The 16,260-nt window shown below is 34.1% G+C and carries 16 protein-coding genes; 14 read left to right on the forward strand and 2 right to left on the reverse strand.

From position 1 onward, the window contains the following. The first annotated feature begins 3 nt into the window (after positions 1–3). The 5 genes from pknB (at position 4) to L866_RS0100415 (ending at position 5,667) form a co-directional block, all read left to right on the forward strand. Complete coding sequence (gene pknB, locus L866_RS0100395; protein ID WP_051452826.1) at positions 4–1,995, forward strand: Stk1 family PASTA domain-containing Ser/Thr kinase; 1,992 nt, start codon at positions 4–6, stop codon at positions 1,993–1,995. Between the two features lie 17 nt (positions 1,996–2,012). Continuing rightward, positions 2,013–2,894 (forward strand): ribosome small subunit-dependent GTPase A, encoded by an 882-nt coding sequence (gene rsgA / locus L866_RS0100400; protein ID WP_025728054.1) that lies wholly within the window; start codon positions 2,013–2,015, stop codon positions 2,892–2,894. A 5-nt stretch (positions 2,895–2,899) separates the two neighbouring features. Beyond that, on the forward strand, positions 2,900–3,547 hold the full coding sequence (rpe, locus tag L866_RS0100405; RefSeq protein ID WP_025728055.1) for a ribulose-phosphate 3-epimerase: 648 nt from the start codon (positions 2,900–2,902) through the stop codon (positions 3,545–3,547). Continuing rightward, entirely contained in the window at positions 3,547–4,179 is a 633-nt protein-coding gene (locus L866_RS0100410; RefSeq protein ID WP_025728057.1) for a thiamine diphosphokinase, read from the forward strand. Before rpe ends, L866_RS0100410 begins: the two co-directional genes overlap by 1 nt. 285 nt (positions 4,180–4,464) lie before the next feature. Then, the gene (locus L866_RS0100415) at positions 4,465–5,667 is read left to right on the forward strand and encodes a NupC/NupG family nucleoside CNT transporter (protein WP_025728058.1); all 1,203 of its coding nucleotides are present in this window, start codon (positions 4,465–4,467) and stop codon (positions 5,665–5,667) included. Positions 5,668–5,762: 95 nt separating this feature from the next. Here L866_RS0100415 and rpmB read toward each other — a convergent pair whose 3' ends face one another. Continuing rightward, positions 5,763–5,951, reverse strand: a complete 189-nt coding sequence (gene rpmB / locus L866_RS0100420) for a 50S ribosomal protein L28 (RefSeq protein WP_025728060.1) — start codon at positions 5,949–5,951, stop codon at positions 5,763–5,765. Between the two features lie 245 nt (positions 5,952–6,196). Here rpmB and L866_RS0100425 point away from each other — a divergent pair, with 245 nt between their 5' ends. From L866_RS0100425 to L866_RS0100465, 9 genes are all read left to right on the forward strand, one after another. Continuing rightward, positions 6,197–6,559, forward strand: a complete 363-nt coding sequence (locus L866_RS0100425) for an Asp23/Gls24 family envelope stress response protein (RefSeq protein WP_025728062.1) — start codon at positions 6,197–6,199, stop codon at positions 6,557–6,559. Between the two features lie 22 nt (positions 6,560–6,581). After that, complete coding sequence (locus L866_RS0100430) at positions 6,582–8,246, forward strand: DAK2 domain-containing protein (protein ID WP_025728064.1); 1,665 nt, start codon at positions 6,582–6,584, stop codon at positions 8,244–8,246. 86 nt (positions 8,247–8,332) lie between these two features. After that, positions 8,333–10,333, forward strand: coding sequence for an ATP-dependent DNA helicase RecG (gene recG, locus L866_RS0100435; RefSeq protein ID WP_025728066.1), 2,001 nt, complete (start codon positions 8,333–8,335; stop codon positions 10,331–10,333). Next, a complete protein-coding gene (gene plsX / locus L866_RS0100440) occupies positions 10,317–11,336 on the forward strand; it encodes a phosphate acyltransferase PlsX (RefSeq protein WP_025728068.1) in 1,020 nt (339 codons plus the stop codon). Before recG ends, plsX begins: the two co-directional genes overlap by 17 nt. Before the next feature lie 91 nt (positions 11,337–11,427). Beyond that, the gene (acpP, locus tag L866_RS0100445) at positions 11,428–11,664 is read left to right on the forward strand and encodes an acyl carrier protein (protein WP_025728070.1); all 237 of its coding nucleotides are present in this window, start codon (positions 11,428–11,430) and stop codon (positions 11,662–11,664) included. A 190-nt stretch (positions 11,665–11,854) separates the two neighbouring features. Further along, entirely contained in the window at positions 11,855–12,874 is a 1,020-nt protein-coding gene (locus L866_RS0100450; RefSeq protein WP_025728072.1) for an ABC transporter ATP-binding protein, read from the forward strand. Further along, positions 12,874–13,815 carry an ATP-binding cassette domain-containing protein gene (locus tag L866_RS0100455; RefSeq protein ID WP_025728074.1) on the forward strand — a complete coding sequence of 314 codons (942 nt, stop codon included), beginning with the start codon at positions 12,874–12,876 and terminating at the stop codon, positions 13,813–13,815. Before L866_RS0100450 ends, L866_RS0100455 begins: the two co-directional genes overlap by 1 nt. 1 nt (position 13,816) lies before the next feature. Beyond that, entirely contained in the window at positions 13,817–14,779 is a 963-nt protein-coding gene (gene opp4B, locus L866_RS0100460; protein WP_025728076.1) for an oligopeptide ABC transporter permease, read from the forward strand. 14 nt (positions 14,780–14,793) lie between these two features. Then, entirely contained in the window at positions 14,794–15,744 is a 951-nt protein-coding gene (locus tag L866_RS0100465) for an ABC transporter permease (protein ID WP_025728078.1), read from the forward strand. 372 nt (positions 15,745–16,116) lie between these two features. On the opposite strand, the gene L866_RS09185 is transcribed toward L866_RS0100465, so the two are convergent. Beyond that, on the reverse strand, positions 16,117–16,260 hold a 144-nt coding region (locus tag L866_RS09185; RefSeq protein ID WP_211236671.1), incomplete at its 5' end, for a transposase.

A 16,260-nucleotide genomic window follows, 5' to 3' on the forward strand; every position in this document is an offset into this window, starting at 1 on the left:
TAAATGATATCAATTGGCGATAAACTAGGTGGACGATATAAAATTATCGATTTTATCGGCAGTGGAGGAATGAGTAATGTTTATCTTGGTGAAGATTTAATTTTAAATCGAGAAGTTGCTGTTAAAGTCCTTCGCTTTGATTTTTTAAATAACAAAGACTCTATTCGACGTTTTAAACGAGAAGCATTATCAGCAGCACAATTAAGTCATCCGAATATTGTTGCCGTATATGATATCGATGAAGAAGAAGGTCAGCAATATATTGTCATGGAATATAATGATGGAGAAGATTTAAAAGAATTTATTCGTGACTATGGACGAATTGACCCACAACGTTCGGTTTTCATTATGAAGCAACTATTGGAAGCGATGAGTGTGGCCCATCAACATCGAATTATTCATCGAGATATAAAATCTCAAAATATTTTGATTGATCATAATGATCATGTTCAAATTACAGACTTTGGTATTGCAGTGGCTTTATCAGAAACTTCAGTGACTCAAACGAATACCTTGCTTGGATCGGTTCACTATTTATCACCGGAACAAGCGCGTGGAAGTATGGCAACTATTCGTTCAGACATTTATGCCTTAGGAATTGTGCTATATGAAATGCTAATGGGAGAAGTTCCATTTGACGGGGATAGTCCGGTTTCAATCGCTTTAAAACATTTTCAAGAAGCGATTCCGTCGTTAAGAAGAAGATATCCGGAGATTCCACAATCATTAGAAAATGTCGTGTTAAAAGCGACGACAAAAGATCCAATGCAACGTTATAAAAGTTGTGAGGAAATGTATGAGGACTTAACAACGGTGTTTTCTCCTAATCGTCGAAATGAATTACCATTTCAACCGAACGATCATTCTAAAGAAAAAACCATGGTCATAAAACCAGTCCCTGAATTATTAGCAGAAACTAAACGACAACAAGATTTAAAGGAACAAATTTTAAAAGAAAAGCATCAAGAAAATAAAAAACAAAAGACAGTAGCTCCCGTACCAAAAAAGAAATCGATATTTAAACGATTAATTTTGTTTATATTTCTTATTTCGCTAATTAGTTTCACCTTTTTCTTAGGACGAGCTTATATGATGAGTCGACCAAAAGAAGTATCTGTACCGGACGTAACTAATCTTACAGAAATTGAGGCAACAGATCGTTTAGAAGATGTGGGGCTACATGTCGGTAAAATTACTGAACGATCAGATGAGTCTATTGATGCGGGGAATGTCATTAAAACAGATCCGGAAGCGAATGCAATCGTTAAAGAAGGGGCCACGATTAACTTATTGGTGAGTCGCGGTTCTAAATTAGTGAAAATGAAAGATTACACAGGTATCGATTATGCAGAAGCAAGAAAAGAACTAAAAAAACTCGGATTTAATGTTGAACGTTATGAAGAAGAATCTGATGAAATGTCGGACGGTAAAATTTTAAGACAAAGTATCACTCCAGGCGATGAGGTTGATCCGAGTAAGACGACAATTTCCTTAACGGTAGCAATTGGCTCTGAATCATTTGCTGTCACAGATTTAACCAATCAAACGGAAGCAAATGCAGAAAACTATGCTAAATCTAATCAATTACAATTAGTAGTTAACCGTGAAAGTTCATCTACTGTTGATAAAGGCCGTGTCATTCGTCAATTACCTGAAGGTGGAAGTACGATGAAAAAAGGTAATGTATTAACGGTTACGATTTCAACTGGTCCGGAAGAAACTAAATTACAAAGCTTTACAGTTTTACGTAAAGTATCTTATTTACCTCCAAGTATCACGAATAATGGAAAACAATCAAATCTGATTCAAGTCTTTGTAAAAGATGATGTACATACAATGGATACACCAGTTCAAGAACTTGAAATCACTGAAAATACAGAGTTAACTATTGGGATTCAATTGAAGCCTGGAAATTCAGGACAATACAGAATTCTTCGTGATGGTAAAGAAGTAGAATTTAATAGTAATGTCGTTTACGGCGGAAGAAATCAGTAATATAAGAGAGGTGAATTATGCGCGGAAGAATTATTCAATCGTTGAGTGGATTTTATGATGTTCAAGTAGATAATGACGAGATCATTAGAACGAAACCTCGTGGATTATTTAGAAAAGATAATAATAAGCCATTAGTTGGGGACTGGGTTGATGTTGAAGTTGGAGAAACGGGTGAAGCTACACTAACAAAAATAGCTCCACGTAAAAACGAACTGATTCGTCCACTTGTAGCTAATGTTGATATTGCTTTAATTGTCGTATCAGTTAAACATCCTGACTTTAGCAGTATTCTATTAGATCGTTTTCTTGTGTATCTAGAAATGCAAAATATTCAAGGAGTTATTATTTTTACAAAAGAAGATTTATTATCAGAAGATGAACAGAGTCGGATGAAAGAGTATAAGAAACATTATCAGTCCATTGGATATGAAGTCATATCCAATCAACCAAATGAATTGTCCGATTTATTTAAACGATATACCCAGAAGATTTTTATTTTAATGGGGCAAACAGGTGCGGGAAAATCAACACTTTTAAATCGATTAATTCCTGAATTAGAATTAGAAACGCAAGAGATATCTAAAAGTTTAAATCGTGGTAAGCATACTACTCGAGCAGTGAAGCTTTATCCTTATGAAAAAGTATTGATTGCCGACACGCCTGGTTTTAGCGCGATACAGCTGCCATTTATGGATGTAATGGATTTAGCGAATGCATTTATCGAATGGGAAGATGTTAGAACACAATGTCGATTTAAACCATGTTCACATACCCACGAACCACATTGTGGCGTTAAAGAGTTTGTAGAAGAAAATGAATTTTTAAAAGAACGATATAATCATTATTTGAATTTTTTAGAAGAATTAAAAAATCAAAAACCACATTATGAGAGGAAGTAAATGACATGGCGATTATTGCACCTTCGTTACTTAGTGCAGATTTTTTAAAACTTAACGAGGAACTTAATGCGATTCAGCAAGCTGGAGCAGATTGGCTTCATTTTGACGTGATGGATGGACAGTTTGTACAAAATATATCATTCGGTTTACCTGTTTTAGAAGGTATACGTCCCGCAACTCGTATCCCGATTGATTGTCATTTAATGATTGCCCATCCAGAACCTTATATTGAATCATTTAAAAGAGCTGGAGCAGATGTTATAACGGTTCATTTGGAAGTCTGTCCTCATATTGATGGAACGATTAGTGCGATTCAAAATGTAGGTGCAAAAGCTGGAGTGGCGATTAATCCAGGTACACCTGTTGAATGGTTAGCACCTATTTTACATCGTGTCGATTTAGTTCTTGTGATGACTGTAAATCCTGGTTTTGGTGGACAAAGTTACATTAAGGAAATGGAAAATAAAGTACGTTGGTTAAAAGAACAAAGAGAAGCTAATCAATATCATTATTTAATTGAAGTTGATGGCGGTATTAACGAAACAACGAGTCAAAGAATGCTTGATGCAGGTGTAGATGTATTAGTTGTTGGATCATATATTTTCAATCAAGAAAATTATGAAACGGCAATAGAGAGTTTAAAAGGTGAATAATGATTCATATATATATCGGAGGAGATCTTGTTGATTCAAAATTGATTAGTATTTCACCGAATGACACTGTTATTGGTGTTGACCGTGGCAGTTTAAGATGGCTTGATTTGAATATTCAACCAACAATTTGTATTGGTGATTTTGACTCCATATCTGATAGCGAATATGAAAAATTGAGTCAACAGTCAACTATTATAAAATTACCTGCTGAAAAAGATTTAACTGATACTGAAACAGCGTTGAAGTATGTAATTGATGAACAGTTGCAAGGTGATATATATATTTACGGTTTTACGGGTGGGCGTTTAGATCATCTTATGTCTTGTTTATGGTTTGGATATCATCCGATGCTTCTGGATATTATAGAGCGACTCCATTTTGTTTCAAATAATAATCGAATGCATTTTATCAAACCGGGCACCCATACAATAGATGATGAACTTGGTTTTAAATATTTATCTTTTGTAACATATACATCAGTGAAAAATTTAACCTTATCCGGTGTAAAATATCCTCTTTTAAATAGTTGTATTAAGCACCCACTAGCGTTAATAAGCAATGAATTTATAAGTGAAACCGCGATAGTTCAATTCGATGAAGGATTAATAGCGGTAATCGTCGCACGTGATTAATAAAAAAGAGACTAGACTTTCGATGAGACCTTAAGTTAGTTAAACTTTCTTTTAGGAAACATTGAGAAGTCTAGTCTTTTTTTATCACTGAAATGATTATAAAAAAACAAATAAACAACTAAAATTAATCTAAATAAACATAAAAAGCTCGAAAGTGTTAGAAAACGAAATAAAAACTTGACTATAAAAGCGTTTTTATTTATAATTTGGTTGTCGACAAATGTTTTGTTAAATTATAAACAAGTTTTTTGTTTAAAATAAATCAAAATGATAGGAGATTAAAAAATGAATGCAGTATTAAATGTTCTAGGGATAGTAGTCGTATTGTTGGTCATGTATTTGATTTCAAGTAATCGATCGAGTGTAAATGTAAAACAAATTTTGAAAGCGCTCATTGTACAATTTGTTATTGCTATTTTAATTATTAAAGTACCAGCTGGACGATTAGTTGTTTCAAATGTCAGTGATGTTGTTACAACTGTATTATCTTATGGTAATGAAGGAATTCAATTTGTTTTTGGCTCTTTAGGGATGCCAGAAGCACCAACCGGATTCATTTTTGCTTTTCAAACTTTAGGTAACGTAGTATTTATATCTGCATTAGTAGGCGTGTTATTTTATCTAGGTATTTTAGGATTTGTTATTGAAAAGATCGGTTGGGTTATTGGAAAAGCATTTGGTACATCAGAAGTAGAAAGCTTTGTAGCAGTGGCCAACATGTTTTTAGGTCAAACAGACTCACCTATTTTAGTTAGTAAATATTTAAAAGAGATGACAGATAGTGAAATTATGCTAGTCTTAGTATCAGGTATGGGGAGTATGTCAGTAAGTATTATCGCAGGATATACAGCTTTAGGTATTCCAATTGAATCGCTTCTAATTGCTTCAACGATGGTTCCTATTAGTTCAGTTATTATCTCAAAAATTTTATTACCACAAGTTGATCAAGTGAAAGAAATTGATTCAATTAAAATTGACGCAAAAGAAAACAAACATAATGTGTTTGATGCTCTATCGGCCGGTGCAATGGATGGAATGGCAATGGCAATGGCAATTGGTGCAGCGTTAATTGCAATGATTTCAATTGTTGCTTTAGTTAATGGTATGTTAGGATTAGTTGGCTTATCATTAGAAGGAATTTTGTCTTATGTATTTGCTCCAATTGGTTACCTAATGGGATTAACGGGCAAAGACGTTTTTGTTGCTGGTGAATTATTAGGTTCAAAATTAATTTTAAATGAATTTGTTGCTTTTGGAAAACTCGGCCAAATTTTAAGTGGTTTAAACCCACGTACAGGACTAATGTTGACTATCTCATTAGCAGGTTTTGCTAACGTAAGTAGTATTGGCATTTCAATCTCAGGTATTTCGATTTTATGTCCTGAAAAAAGAGGAACGTTAGCACGACTAGCTACTAAAGGAATGATTGGTGGTTTCTCAGTAAGTTTATTATCTGCATTAATTGTTGGTTTAGTTTCATTATTCTAATATAAAAAAAGAATGCACTTTGTGCATTCTTTTTTTGATTACAGGCAAAAAAAAGAAGCTGAAGTCAGCTTCTTTTCAAGAGATTTACTCTTTAACTACACACGAGTTACTTTACCGCTCTTTAATGCGCGAGTTGAAACCCAAACACGTTTAGGTTTACCATCCACTAAAATACGAACTTTTTGTAAGTTCGCTTTGAATGTACGACGTGAAGAGTTTAAAGCGTGCGAACGTTTGTTACCAGTGCGTGTTTTACGTCCTGTAATATAGCATACTTTTGCCATAGTTAAGCCTCCCTTATACTTGAGGTCGAACGTTTACTCATATACCTTTATAATTTACCATGGTACTAACCGAATAGCAACTTAAAAGTAATTATTTTATTGAAAAAATCTCTCAAAATGAATAAAAATAAAAGGATTGATGAAAAATTTGTGGGATGTATGATATAATTTGATGGTATGCTATAATAAAAATAATGACGAATAGTCTAAAATAATACGATTGAAACATCGCTAGGAGGTCTATCATGGCTGTTCAAATAGAAACAAAATATGGAATAATTGATTTAGATAGTGACGTAATTGCTATCGTTGTGGGATTGGCCGCTACAGACAATTATGGAGTAGTTGGTATGGCAAGCCGTAATCAATTTAAAGATAGTATCATTGAAGTATTAAAACGCGACAACTTTAGTCGAGGTGTTTCAATTAAACAAGATGGAGATAATATTATCGTAGATGTTTCCATCATTGTTTTATATGGAACAAAAATATCTGAGATTTGCCGAAATACACAACAACGTGTGAAATATGATTTAGAACGAATTTTAGGTATTCGAGCAAATAAAGTGAACATCTATGTTGAAGGTGTTCGAAATATTGAAAGTTAACAAGGAACTTCAGGAGGAAACTATGGTAGAGAAAGCAACTATTTCAGTCACTGAATTAAAGGACATGATTCAACTTGGGGCAGAACGCCTAAATGAACAAGCTGAATATGTTAATTCATTAAATGTGTTTCCTGTGCCAGATGGTGATACAGGAACAAACATGAGCTTGTCGTTTTCATCTGGAACAGAACGAGTATTCAGCTCGAATAGTGAAACAATTAGTGAAGTAGTCAAAGACCTTGCAAAAGGTTTATTAATGGGAGCACGAGGCAATTCAGGTGTTATCTTATCGCAAATTTTTAGAGGTTTTTCTCAATCTCTAGAACATGCAGAAGTATTGAATGCTTCAGAATTAGCTCGCGCATTTCAAGGTGGAGTAGATACTGCTTATAAGGCAGTTATGAAACCTGTAGAAGGAACAATTTTAACCGTTGCACGTGAGTCAGCAAAACGTGGTATGAGAAAAGCAGAACAGACTAATGACTGTGTCGCTGTTTTAGAAAGTGTTTTGAATGGTGCACAAAAAGCATTAGAAAAAACACCAGATTTATTACCGGTTTTAAAAGAAGTGGGAGTTGTTGACAGTGGTGGACAAGGTTTAGTTTATATTTATGAAGGCTTCTATGAAGCATTAACAGGTAAAAAACCGAAAAGTCAACCGATTTCTATGAAAGTAGACTTAGCTAGTGTGGCTCATCATGACATGGAACACGCTTCAACGGGTGAAATTAAATTTGGATACTGTACTGAAATTATGGTTCACTTAGGTGAGGGTGAGACAGTTACAGATGAATTTGATCATGAAGAATTTCGTAATTACTTAAATGAGTTAGGTGACTCATTGTTAGTGGTGAACGACGATGAAGTAGTTAAAGTTCATGTTCATACAGAATATCCAGGTAAAGTAATGAATTACGGCCAACGTTTTGGATCGTTAATGAAAGTAAAAGTTGATAACATGCGTTTACAAAACGACGACTTTATAAAACGTGATCGTACCGATGAAGTGATTGAAAAATTTGCTGAGAAAAAACCTTATGCAATTATTGCTATTTCATCTGGTGAAGGTTTAAATGAATTATTTAAATCAATGGGTGTTACAAATATTATTAGCGGTGGTCAAACGATGAACCCATCGACTGAGGTAATTGTTAAAGAAATTGAGCGAGCAAATGCTGAACAAGTAATCATTTTACCTAATAATAAAAATATTTTTATGGCAGCAAAACAAGCTCAAGAATTAATGGGTGATCATGTAGGAGTTATTGAAACGAAGAGCTTAACTGAAGGATTAGCTGTTATGCTATCATTTAGTCCAGATCAATCATTAACAGAAAATATGGAAGCGATGAATGAAGCGAAAGAGCATGTTCTTAGCGCTCAAATCACAACATCAATTCGTTCCACTCAAATTGATGGCGTTGACATCAACGAAAATGATTTTATGGGTATTATTGAAGGTAAAATTAAAGTTAGTGAACCAGAATTAAAAAATGTTCTACATCAAACAATTGAATCAATGTTAACAGAAGATCATGAAATCGTTACATTAATCATTGGTGAAGATGGGTCTGAAGAAATAGCTAATGAGGTTGTTCAAGTATTAGAAGAACAATATGATGATTATGAATTTGAAATACATCAGGGAGACCAACCCGTATATCATTATCTTATTTCTGTTGAATAAAAATGTTATTCGTTTAGTGAGTTTCAACATAGCAAGATGAAAAGGGTTGGGTGGCCATCCCTTTTTTTGTTTAGAGAGGTGAATATGTGGGGAAATCATTAAAAGATTCAGTTGCGGTTCTGCGTTCGGTAGGTCAGAAAAGAATAGAAGGATTAGCTGATTTAGGCATTGAAATAATTGATCAACTCATTCACCATTTTCCTTTTCGATATAACGATATACGCGAAAGAGATTTATCAGAAATAGTCGATGGAGATCGTGTCGCATTAAAAGGTGAACGAGTAACGGATGTAGTAGTTAGTTATTTTGGGCGAAAGAAGAATCGATTACAGTTTAAAATGTCTGTGGATCATGACATTGTGACGGTTGTTTTTTTCAACCAACCTTATTTAAAAGAACGAATTAATCAACTTGATCATTTAGCTATTTATGGGAAATGGGATGCTGGTCGAGCGCAATTACTCGGTATGAAACTTTTGGGTGGTACTCAATCAGGTGAAGTAGAAGAATTTGAACCAATTTATCCTGCTAATCAAGCAATTAAAGGAACAATTATTCGTAATTTAATTGATCAAGCATTTCAATCATATAAAGAACTAATTGAAGATTTCTATCCACCAGAATGGTTAGGACCTTATTACGCGATGCCTAGAAGCGAAGCATTGTATCAAATGCATTTTCCTTCTTCAAATGAAATGAACCAAAAAGCCCGTGAACAATTGGTTTGTGAAGAGTTTTTAACTTATCAATTAAAACTACAAAGATTACGTTTTAAGCGAAGACAAACGAATGAAAAAGAAGCAATCGTAGCATATAATGTGACTGAATTAAAAAAAATCATCCAATCCATTCCTTTTGATTTAACAGACGGTCAAAAGGAAGTAGTGAATCAAATAAGCAAAGATTTGCTTATGCCTTTTCCGATGAATCGGTTATTACAAGGCGATGTTGGAAGTGGAAAAACAATCGTTGCTTTTTTAGCAATGATTGCTACAGCAACTGCTAAACGGCAAAGTGTATTAATGGTACCAACTGAAATTTTAGCTGAGCAACATGTTCAATCATTTAACAAGATATTTCAAAATTCCGGCATCACAGTAGAGTTATTAACTGGTTCAACAAAAACTAAACATCGCAAACAACTATTAACTGCTCTAAAAGAAGGACAAATTGATATACTAATAGGAACTCATGCGGTGTTTCAATCTGATGTCATTTTTAATGATTTGAAATTAGCTATTATAGATGAAGAACATCGTTTTGGTGTAAATCAAAAAGCCACATTGATTGAAAAAGGACAAAGTGTCAATGTATTATCAATGACGGCGACACCGATACCTAGAACGCTTGCTATTACAATGTATGGTGACTTAGAAATTAGTTCATTAACAGAACGTCCTAAAAATCGTCAGCCGATAAAAACATATTGGATAAAACCAGAGCAAGTACCGGATTTTTATAACTTTTTAATGAAAGAAGTAAAAAAAGGAAGACAAGGCTATATTATATCGCCACTAATTGAGGAATCAGAATCTTTAGATTTAGAAAATGCAACAGAGGTATTTAAGCATTTACAAACGGTATTTCCTAAAGATACTGTTCGCTTAGACTTATTACATGGTAGATTAAAAAGTGAAGATAAAGAGCAAATTATGCAACAATTTAAAGCGCATGAAACAGATGTGTTAGTGTCAACAACGGTTATTGAGGTTGGAGTTGATGTTCCAAATGCAACAGTGATGCTTATTTTAGACGCTGATCGATTTGGTTTATCACAGTTACATCAGTTAAGAGGACGAGTTGGTCGAGGAGAATTTCAGTCGTATTGTGTACTAGTTGCACCTGGTAAAACAGAGACTCAACGTGAACGAATGAAAATTATGACAGCTAGTCAAGATGGTTTTTATTTAAGTGAGAAAGATTTAGAAATGCGCGGTCCTGGACAAATATTTGGTGTTAGACAAAGTGGTATTCCGACATTTAAATTAGGTGATTTGGTAATCGATAAGGATATTATGAATCATGCAACTCAAGAAGTTGTAACGCAATTACAGAAAGGAATGAAACGCGATGAGAATAGCAATTGATGCAATGGGTGGTGACTTTGCACCTCAATCAGTCGTAGAAGCAGTTAATCATATAGCCCCCAAATATCCTCAGGTGACTTTTCAATTATTTGGTCCACAAGATCAATTAAGTGAATTAATAAAGGAACGTGATAATATTAAAATTTTTCATGCGCCGGACAAAATTAGTGGTGATGCAGAACCCGTTAGAGCGGTTAGACGTCAGAAAACCTCATCATTAGTACTAGCTGCCCAAAGTGTAAAAGAAGGACAAAGTGATGCACTAGTTTCTGCAGGAAATACAGGAGCTTTACTAACGGCTGGATTATTAATTGTAGGTCGTATCAAAGGTATTGATCGCCCAGCTCTAGCGGCAGTTCTTCCAGCGTTTGGTGATACGCGCTCGTCTTTTGTTTTATTAGATGTTGGCGCAAATGCAGACACAAAATTAAAAAATATGCAACAGTTTGCTTTTTTAGGTAGTTTATACGCTAAATATTTTCTTCATATTGAGCAACCAACTGTCGGATTGATTAACAACGGTTCCGAAGAAACAAAAGGAAATGAATTAACCAAATCAGCATACCAATTATTGAAAAATACGGCTGAAATTAATTTTGTTGGAAATATTGAATCTCGTCACATCTTAGAAGGTGTGGCTGACGTAGCAGTTAGTGATGGATTTACAGGGAATGCTGTATTAAAATCAATTGAAGGAACAGCTATGGTGATGATGCAACAAATGAAATCTGTTATAATGAATGGTGGTCTAATAGCGAAAATCGGTGGTTTGTTACTTAGGACGCCATTAAAAAAATTTGCTAAGCAATTAAATTACGAAAATGTTGGTGGTGCTATTTTGTTAGGCGTAAAAGCCCCAGTAATTAAAGCTCACGGCAATGCGAAATCTAATACATTAGTTGCTACCTTTGAACAGCTGATTGAATTTCTTAACACACCATTTATCGAAGAAATCGAATCAGGAATTCAACGTATGCAAGAAGCGTCTGAGCAATCAGAATAAATGTATAGCATTTAAGTATAATTAGAAAGATAGACATTTGTCCTAAAATTAAGTAAAATATTACTGTATGAATCAAGAAGGAGCGATTAGAATGAACGATTCAATTTTTAAACAAATACAAGAATTGATTGCTGACCACTTCGATCAACCAGTTGATGCAATAAAACCTGAAACGACTTTTCAAAAAGATTTAGGTGCAGACTCTTTAGATTTAGTGGAAATGATTATGACTTTAGAAGATACTTTTGATATTCAAATTTCTGATGAAGAAGCAGTGAAAATTGTCTCAATCGAAGATGCAGTTAAATTTATAGAAGAAACGAAATAAGTTAGAAAGAGCCTTAAGTGCTCTTTCTTTTTGTATCGATATTTCACTTTACATTCGTCTAGAAACATGAGATAATCATTAGAAATTAATTATATTAATTAGAAACATAATTGAAAGTATCGATTAAATACGGTATAATTATGCCTGTACCTTTAGGAAATAACCTAATGTTAAATGAGGAGGAAGTTTAATGGGGATCAATAAACCTCTATTAGAAGTCAATGATTTACACACTGGATTCAGAGTGCGTGACAAATACTATGATGCAGTTGATGGGGTATCATTTGATTTACATAAAAATGAGATATTAGCAATCGTTGGGGAGTCTGGATCAGGCAAGTCAACATTGGCAACAACAATCATGGGATTACATAATAAAAATAATACACGATCAACTGGTGAGGTAATTTATAAAGACACCAATATTATTACACTTAGCGAATCACTATATAATCGAATTCGTGGAAACGATATTGGAATGATCTTCCAAGATCCGTTGGCGTCGCTAAACCCATTAATGACTATTCATAAGCAAATTGAAGAATCGTTACTATATCATACGGATTTAAACGAAAGTCAACGTAATGAGCGTGTGGTTGAATTATTAGAACAAGTTGGACTACCAAATCCAAAACGTGTAGCTAAACAATATCCACATGAATTATCTGGAGGAATGCGTCAACGTGTGTGTATCGCAATTGCGTTAGCATGTAAACCCCCAATTATCATCGCGGATGAACCAACTACAGCGTTAGATGTAACGATTCAAGCTCAAATTTTAGATTTACTAAAAGAAATTCAAGAAGAAACAGGTTCTGGTATTATTATGATTACACACGATTTGGGAGTTGTTGCAGAAACTGCCGATCGAGTAGCCGTAATGTATGCAGGACAATTTGTTGAAGTAGCTACATCCGAAGAATTATTTACCAATCCATTACACCCTTATACACGTTCGTTATTAAAATCAATTCCTCAAGGTGACACTGAAATGTCTAGTGAAGCGGAAATTGATGAATTACACGTGATTCAAGGAACGGTTCCAAGTTTAGTTAACTTGCCTCGTACAGGTTGTCGTTTTGCACATCGTATACCATGGATTTCAGAAGAAGAACATGAAGAACATCCAGAATTACACGAAGTGACACCAGGACATTTTGTACGTTGTAGCTGTTATAAACATTTTCACTTTGAAGGGGAGGAAGAGTAATGGGATTTATTCAATTAAAAGATTTAAAAGTACATTACCCGATTCGAAGTGGATTTTGGAATCGTATTACTGATAATGTACGAGCCGTTGATGGTGTTAGCATGGAAATTGAACAAGGAAAAACATACGGTTTAGTTGGTGAATCAGGTTCTGGTAAATCAACTATTGGTAAAGCGATGATCGGACTTGAAAAAATTACGTCTGGTCAATTAATTTATGAAGGCCAAGATGTTACTAATAAACATATGGGAAGTAACTCAGAATTTAAACGTAATGTTCAAATGATTTTCCAAGATTCATTATCAAGTTTTAACCCTAAAAAACGTATTTTAGATATCGTGGCTGAACCAATCAGAAACTTTGATAAATTAAGCCCACAAGAAGAAAAACGTAAAGTAATTGAATTACTTGAAATCATTGGATTAAATGAAGAAGCACTTTATAAATATCCACATGAATTCTCTGGAGGACAACGTCAGCGTATTGGTGTTGCTCGTTCGATAGCAAGTAGTCCAAAATTAATTATTGCAGATGAACCTGTTTCAGCTCTTGACTTATCAGTTCAAGCGCAAGTATTAAACTATATGAAACGAATTCAAAATGAATTTAATTTAAGCTATTTGTTTATATCACATGACTTAGGTGTGGTTAAACATATGTGTGATCATTTATCAATTATGTATCGTGGCCGTTTTGTTGAAACGGGGACACGTAATGATATTTATAATAATCCACAACACATTTACACGAAACGACTATTGTCGGCTATCCCTGTGATAGATCCAATTAACCGTGATAAGCATAAAGCAGAACGGATTAGAACGGAAAAACTCTATCAAGACAAACAAGAATTATATTATGGAGAAAAAGGACGTGTCTTTGACTTACAACCAGTTTCAGATACACACTTTGTCGCTGTAAAAGAGGGAGGTCAAGCATAATATGTGGAAAACAATTTTACGTCGTGTCATGTTGATGATCCCGCAAATTATTATTTTAAGTGTTATTGTCTTCATACTTGCAAAAAATATGCCTGGAGATCCATTTACGGGATTAATTACACCAGAAACACCTCCTGAAACAATTGCTGCCTTACGTGAAAAAGCAGGTTTAAACGATCCGTTACCTGTTCAATACTTCCGTTGGGTAGGAAATGCTGTAAAAGGAGATTTTGGTACAAGTTATACTTATCATTTACCAGTAACTAAATTAATTGGTAACCGCATGATAAATACTTTATGGTTATCATTATTAACATTAATATTAACGTATTTAATTGCCTTACCATTAGGTTTAATTGCTGGTCGTTTCCAAAACTCATGGATGGATAAAGTAGTAGTTGCTTATACATTTATTACTTTCTCAATTCCTGTCTTTGTATTTGCCTTATTATTATTATGGGCGTTTGGTTATACTTTAGAGTGGTTCCCAACACGTGGTTCTGTTCAATCAGGTATAGCACCAGGTACAATTACGTACTTCTTAAGTAGAATTAAGCATATGATTTTACCTGCCATTACAATGGCTATTTTATCTACTACAGGAACTGTTCAATATTTAAGAACTGGTATTATTGATGCGAAAAGTCAAGATTATGTCCGTACGGCTCGTTCAAAAGGTGTACCAGAGCGTGTAGTATATAATCGACATATTTTCCGTAATTCATTATTACCAATCGCAGCATTCTTAGGTTATGAAATTACAGGATTAATTTCTGGTTCTATCTTTATTGAACAAATTTTCTCATATAGTGGTATGGGTAATTTGTTTATGAGTTCAATTACATCACGTGACTATTCGGTTGCAACAGCACTGATTTTATTATTTGGTTTAGCAACACTCTTTGGTACGCTTTTATCAGATATTATCATGAGTATTGTTGACCCACGTATACGTATTCAATAGGGAGGAGGATTAGAATGATAGATAATAAAAAAGAAATGCCAAATGAAAACTTAGTACCTAATCCGGATATAACTCCTAAAAATGATGCGGATCAGCCTAAGTCAGCAACACTTGGTTTTCAAGTAGTTATTAGAGAATTTCTAAAAGACAAAGTTGCATTAGCCGCATTAGTAATTTTAATTACGATTTTGCTAACAGTATTTATCGGATCACTAATTATTGATGAAAAATCATTAATGCGTGTTGATGTTTTAAATCGTTACATTCCATGGGGACAAGATGGTTACATTCTTGGTACAGATGAGGGTGGTCGTGATATCTTCGGTCAATTAATTATTGGAGCACGTAACTCCATTTTGATTGGTTTTGGTATTACTATTTTAACTTCATTTATTGGAATTGTTTATGGATTAATTTCTGGTTACTTTGGTGGTATAGTTGATGTCATAATGATGCGTATTGTTGATTTTATTATGATTTTACCAACACTGATGATTATTATCGTGTTAGTAACAATTGTTCCACACTATACAGTATCAAGCTTCATTATGATTATGAGTGCTTTTTACTGGACGGGAAAAGCTCGTTTGATTCGTTCACGTGTTTTATCAGAAGCTTCATTAGATTATGTAAGTGCATCACAAACATTAGGTTCAAGTCACTTTATGATTATGTTCCGTGAAGTTTTACCTAATATCTCATCAATTATTATTGTTAATTTAACTTTAAGTTTTGCAGGTAACTTAGGTATTGAAACAGGTTTGAGTTATTTAGGATTTGGTCTTCCACCAAGTACACCAAGTTTAGGTACACTTGTTGGTATGGCTTCATCTGCTGATATTATTGAAAATAAACAATGGGTTTGGCTACCAGCTTCATTACTTATATTAGTTATGATGTTGTGTATTAACTATATCGGTCAAGCTATGCAACGTGTGGCTGACAGTAAACAACGTTTAGGATAATATCAAGGTTTGTAGAGAGTGCAACCTATCAAATGGTAGCAATTTTATAAAACCTACCTGAAATGGTAGCAAGATTATTCCGAATTTTTGGAATGGTAGCAAAGAAATATATATAAAAGAGAGCGGGTACGATTAAAATAAATCGTTTATCCGCTCTTTTTCTTTTCTCCGAGTTTTTTCAGTCACATGTGTATAAATACGAATAGTAGTATTCGCATCAATGTGGCCAACTCGATTCATTACATATTTTAAAGGCTCTTTGTCAAATAGGGTTGATGACGAGGTGAGGTAACTGTTCGGTTACTTCGCCTCTTTTTTAGATCAAAAGATAAAATAAGCAAATGATTGGATCGATTGTATTCAAAATCAGTGTTAAGAAGTAGCGATTTTGGACGAGTGATTTGGCGCATATAAACGCATCATTAATAAAATTCTATTTTTAAAGTGTGAATAATTACGGTAGCCATAAGCAGTTCGCTTAAGTACCTTGATTTTGTTGTTTAATCCTTCAATCGG

The organism is Atopobacter phocae ATCC BAA-285 (genome assembly GCF_000526675.1).
GTDB classification, from domain to species: domain Bacteria; phylum Bacillota; class Bacilli; order Lactobacillales; family Aerococcaceae; genus Atopobacter; species Atopobacter phocae.

Bases quoted from the DNA above. Each gene is read 5' to 3' on its own strand.
- L866_RS0100450 (WP_025728072.1), top strand. From the start codon at position 11,855: ATGGGGATCAATAAACCTCTATTAGAAGTCAATGATTTACACACTGGA.
- L866_RS0100465 (WP_025728078.1), top strand. From the start codon at position 14,794: ATGATAGATAATAAAAAAGAAATGCCAAATGAAAACTTAGTACCTAAT.
- L866_RS0100425 (WP_025728062.1), top strand. From the start codon at position 6,197: ATGGCTGTTCAAATAGAAACAAAATATGGAATAATTGATTTAGATAGT.
- rpmB (WP_025728060.1), bottom strand. From the start codon at position 5,951: ATGGCAAAAGTATGCTATATTACAGGACGTAAAACACGCACTGGTAAC.
- L866_RS0100415 (WP_025728058.1), top strand. From the start codon at position 4,465: ATGAATGCAGTATTAAATGTTCTAGGGATAGTAGTCGTATTGTTGGTC.
- pknB (WP_051452826.1), top strand. From the start codon at position 4: ATGATATCAATTGGCGATAAACTAGGTGGACGATATAAAATTATCGAT.
- acpP (WP_025728070.1), top strand. From the start codon at position 11,428: ATGAACGATTCAATTTTTAAACAAATACAAGAATTGATTGCTGACCAC.
- L866_RS0100455 (WP_025728074.1), top strand. From the start codon at position 12,874: ATGGGATTTATTCAATTAAAAGATTTAAAAGTACATTACCCGATTCGA.
- rsgA (WP_025728054.1), top strand. From the start codon at position 2,013: ATGCGCGGAAGAATTATTCAATCGTTGAGTGGATTTTATGATGTTCAA.
- plsX (WP_025728068.1), top strand. From the start codon at position 10,317: ATGAGAATAGCAATTGATGCAATGGGTGGTGACTTTGCACCTCAATCA.
- rpe (WP_025728055.1), top strand. From the start codon at position 2,900: ATGGCGATTATTGCACCTTCGTTACTTAGTGCAGATTTTTTAAAACTT.
- L866_RS0100430 (WP_025728064.1), top strand. From the start codon at position 6,582: ATGGTAGAGAAAGCAACTATTTCAGTCACTGAATTAAAGGACATGATT.
- L866_RS0100410 (WP_025728057.1), top strand. From the start codon at position 3,547: ATGATTCATATATATATCGGAGGAGATCTTGTTGATTCAAAATTGATT.
- opp4B (WP_025728076.1), top strand. From the start codon at position 13,817: ATGTGGAAAACAATTTTACGTCGTGTCATGTTGATGATCCCGCAAATT.